This window comes from Streptomyces sp. NPDC048612 (assembly GCF_043199295.1).
Taxonomy (GTDB): Bacteria; Actinomycetota; Actinomycetes; order Streptomycetales; family Streptomycetaceae; genus Streptomyces.
Genome location: NZ_JBICVV010000060.1, coordinates 1 through 4,494, shown reverse-complemented (window position 1 = coordinate 4,494; position 4,494 = coordinate 1). Strand labels below are relative to the sequence as shown.

Sequence of the window (4,494 nt, the reverse complement as noted above, 5' to 3'; positions counted from 1 at the left end):
TGGGTGAAGGTGGGGTTGGTGTTGAGGAGGTCGGTGGCCATGCCTTGCCATTGGCTGCCTTGGCCGGGGAAGACGAAGACGGGGTCGGTGAGGGGTGGGCCGGTGTGGGTGTGGGTGTGGGGATGGGGGGTGTCGGTGGCGAGGTGGCGTAGTGCGGTGGTGAGTTCGTGGTGGGTGGTGCCGGTGACGGCTGCGCGGTGGTCGAAGACGGTGCGGTTTGCGAGGGTGCGGGTGATGTCGTGGAGGGGGGTGTGGGGGTGGTGGTCGAGGAAGGCGGCGAGTTGCTCGGCTTGTGCGTGAAGTGCTTGTTGATCGTGTGCTGAGATCACCAGCGGCAGGGCGGTGGCATCGCTCTCTGTTGGCTGTGTGTCGTTGCTGGTGTTCTGGCCGGGCCCGTCCGGTGACTCCTCAAGGATCAGATGGGCGTTGGTCCCGCTGATGCCGAAGGAGGACACACCGGCCCTACGGCGTCCGTGCGCAGCCGACCAGGGCTCTTGCTCGGTGAGCAGCGCCACGGACCCGGTGGTCCAGTCGACGTGCGGGGACGGCGCGTCGACGTGGAGGGTGCGGGGGAGCAGGCCGTGGCGCATGGCCTGCACCATCTTGATCACGCCGGCCACCCCGGCGGCGGCCTGGGTGTGACCGATGTTGGACTTCACCGAGCCGAGCCACAACGGCCGGTCCTCCGGCCGGTCCTGGCCGTACGTCGCCAGCAACGCCTGGGCCTCGATCGGATCACCCAGCGTGGTCCCCGTCCCGTGCGCCTCGACGGCGTCGACATCTGCGGCTGACAGGCCGGCCTGGGCGAGTGCGGTGCGGATGACTCGCTGCTGGGCGAGGCCGTTGGGGGCGGTCAGGCCGTTGGAGGCGCCGTCCTGATTGACCGCGGAACCACGGATGACGGCCAGGACCGGGTGCCCGTTGCGCCGGGCGTCGGACAACCGCTCCAGCAGCACCAACCCCACGCCCTCACCCCAGCCGGTGCCGTCCGCCGCTTCAGCGAACGGCTTGCACCGGCCGTCGGGGGACATGGCGCGTTGGGTGCTGAACGCGGTGAAGGTGCCCGGCGTCGCCAGGACGGTCACCCCGCCGGCGAGTGCCAGGGTGCACTCACCCTGCCGCAGTGACTGCGCCGCCAGGTGCAGAGCGACCAGGGAGGAGGAACACGCCGTGTCCACCGTGAGCGCAGGACCTTGCAGACCCAGGAAGTAGGACAACCGGCCCGAGGCCAGGCTGAGCGCGTTGCCCGTCAACAGCGCGCCGTCCAGGCCCGCCGGCGCCTCGTGCAGCAGGGTGGAGCCGTACTCCTGCGGTAGCGCCCCGACGAAGACACCGGTCGCGCTGCCCTTCAAGGACCTCGGCTCGATGCCCGCGCGTTCGAGGGTCTCCCAGGATGTCTCCAGCAGCAGCCGCTGCTGCGGGTCCATCGCCAGTGCCTCCCGCGGCGAGATCCCGAAGAACGCGGCGTCGAACCGACCCGCCTCGTCCAGGAACGCGCCCTGACGCGCATAGGAGGTGCCGGGCTTGTCGGGGTCCGGGTCGTAGAGGCCGTCCAAGTCCCAGCCCCGGTCGGAGGGGAAATCGGTCACGGCGTCGGTCCCCGAGGCCACCAGGTCCCACAGCCCTTGCGGCGAGGCGACGCCCCCGGGATAGCGGCAGCCCATGGCGACGATCGCGATCATGTCTTCGTCGTCCGACCCGGCCGGCAGTGCCCGTACGGGCACCGCCGTGGACGAGGAGGTCCCGCTCCAGGTTTCCAGCAGGTGCGCGGCGAGGCTTTCGACCGTCGGATGGTCGAAGATCACCGTCGGGGCGAGCCGCAAACCGGTGCGGTCGTTGAGGCGGTTGCGCAGCTCCACTGCGGTCAGCGAGTCGAACCCGAGGTCCTTGAAGACACCGTCGGACGGCATCTCCGCCACGGACTCGTGTCCCAGGACCGTCGCGGCATGAGTGCGGACCAGATCGAGTAGCGCCCGCTCCGCCTCCGCCGTCGACAGCCCCGCCAGCCACTCCCCGGCGACCCCCTCAGCCGGCCCGGCGCCCCCGGCCGCCGTACGCCTGGCAGGGGTCCGTACGAGATCCCGCAGCAAGGGGGGAACGGGGCCGGAGCGTCGGCGTAGCGTCCCGAAATCAAGTCGTGCGGCCACGAAGGCCGCCCCCTCGCGGGCGAGTGCGGCGTCGAACAGTGCCGCCCCCTGCTCGGCCGACAGGGCCCGTACACCATTGCGTGCGATCCGACGCAGCTCGGTGTTGCCCAGGTGGGCGGTCAGTCCGCCGTCCTCCCACAGCCCCCAGGCCACCGTCGTGGCCGGCAGGCCGAGGGCACGACGGTGCAGGCCGAGGGCGTCGAGGTAGGCGTTGGCCGCTGCGTAGTTGGCCTGGCCCGGCCCGCCGAGGACGCCGGCGACCGAGGAGAAAAGCACGAACTGCGCCAGGTTCGCATCCCGGGTCAGCTCGTGCAGATGCACCGCTGCATCGACCTTGGGCCGCATCACGGTGTCCATCCGCTGCGACGTCAACGCCGGAAGCATGGCATCGTCCAGTACGCCCGCCGTGTGCATCACGGCGGTGAGCGGGCGGTCCAGGCTGCCGAGCACTGCGGCGAGCGCCGCACGGTCGGCCACGTCGCACGCCACGATCGAGACGCTCGCCCCGTACGAGGCCAGTTCCGCTTCCAATGCGGCGGCGCCCGGCGCGTCCGGGCCGCTCCTGCTCAGCAACAGCAAATGGCGTGCACCGTGCGCGGTGACCAGATGGGTGGCCAGGATCTTCCCGAGCCCGCCGGTGCCGCCGGTCACGACGACGACCCCTTCGGGATCGAGCCCCGCATCCGGGCGTACCGCCGGCTCGGAGGCATGCGTCAGCCGGGGAAGCAGGAATGTGCCTGCGCGTACCGCGAGTTGGGGCTCGCCCGCGGCCACGGCTGCCAGCACAGCTGCGGCGTCCGTGTCAGAAGCCGCGGTGCGGGCGGGTTCCGTACCGGGTTCCAGGTCGACCAGGGTGATACGCCCCGGATGCTCGGCCTGGGCCGACCGCACCAGTCCCCACAGCGGAGCGCCGGCGAGGTCGAAGACCTCGGCGTCGGGGCCCGCCGCGACCGCCCCGCGGGTGGCCACGACCAGATGGGTCGCCTCGAAACGAGCGTCGTCCAGCCAGGCCTGGATACCGGACAGGGCCCGGTGCACGGCCGTGCGGGCCGCTTCGGCCGGCGCGGCGGCACCTCCTTGCACGGGTGGGAAGGAGAGGAGTACCACGTCGGTGGCCGGTGCCTCATCATCGGGCCGTGCGCCGTCCGCCGTCCTCGGCACGTCCTGCAGCCGCTCATGGCCCTGTGCGTCGATGCCCGCGGCCCGCAGCGCGCCGGCCAGTTCCTCCGCATCGGGTCTCACCACGGACCAGTGTCCGGTCGCGGGGACCGCTGACGGCGTCGGCGAAAGCGGTGTCCAGTCCGTCCGGAAGAGCGACTGCCGGATCAGCTGGACGACCGGCGCCTCCGTCCCGTCCGTCACCGGCCGAGTGTTCATCGCCGCGACGGAGAGGACGGGCTGCCCCGCCGGGTCCACGGCGAACAGCGACACGCCTTCCGCGCCCGACGTCAGACGAACCCGCAGCGCGGTCGCTCCCGATGCGAACAGCCGCACCGAGTGCCAGGAAAAGGGCAGGCGCAGCCCTTCGGAGCCGGCGTCCACCAGATTGTCGAGGATGTCTGGATGCAGGGCCGAGTCCAGCAGCCCCGGATGCACGCCCCAGTCCGCCGAGGGACTCTCCTCCGCGAGCGTGACCTCGGCGAACACCTCGCCGCCGCGGCGCCACATGGCCCGCAGTCCCCGAAAGAGCGGGCCGTATCCATAGCCCGCGACACGCAGCCGTTCGTAGGCTCCCTCCACGGGCACGGCTTCCGCACCCCGGGGCGGCCACGGGGTCAGGGCCTCCGCTGTGTGCGCCGGGTCCGCCGTGTCCGGCTCGTCCGGCCGCAGGAATCCGCTCGCGTGCCGCAGCCACACGGGGTCTTCCCCGGCGGCGGTCTCCGCAGCGTCCTGCGGTGCGGAGTGGATGCTCACCGCGCGCCGTCCCGACGCATCCGGCGCGCCCACCGTGATCTGGAGACTCACCGCTTCCTCAGCGGCCAGGACCATCGGGGCTTCCAGCACCAGCTCCTCCAGCACGGAGCAGCCGACCTCGTCCCCGGCGCGGATCGCCGTCTCGACGAAGGCGGTGCCGGGGAAGAGGACGGTGTCACGCACCTCGTGATCGGTGAGCCAGGGATGCGTCGACAGGGACACCCGACCGGTCAGCACCAGACCGTCCGCGTCCGCCGGGTGAATCGCCGCCCCCAGCAAGGGATGCGTGACCAGCCGCTGTCCCACCGACTCCGGGTCGCCACCGGTCGGAACGCTGCTCAGCCAGTGGTGGTGGCCTTGGAAGGGGTAGGTGGGGAGGTTGGGGTGGGGTGGTGTGGTGGTGGGGGTGTGGAGGGGGATGCCGTGGGTGTAG

The 4,494-nt window shown here is 71.7% G+C and carries 1 protein-coding gene; it reads right to left on the bottom strand.

Features of this window, described 5'->3' with window-relative positions; translation table 11 throughout:
- Window positions 1–4,494, bottom strand: a 4,494-nt coding sequence (locus tag ACGFN2_RS35850; RefSeq protein ID WP_393367172.1) for a type I polyketide synthase, incomplete at both ends; no start/stop codon positions are given.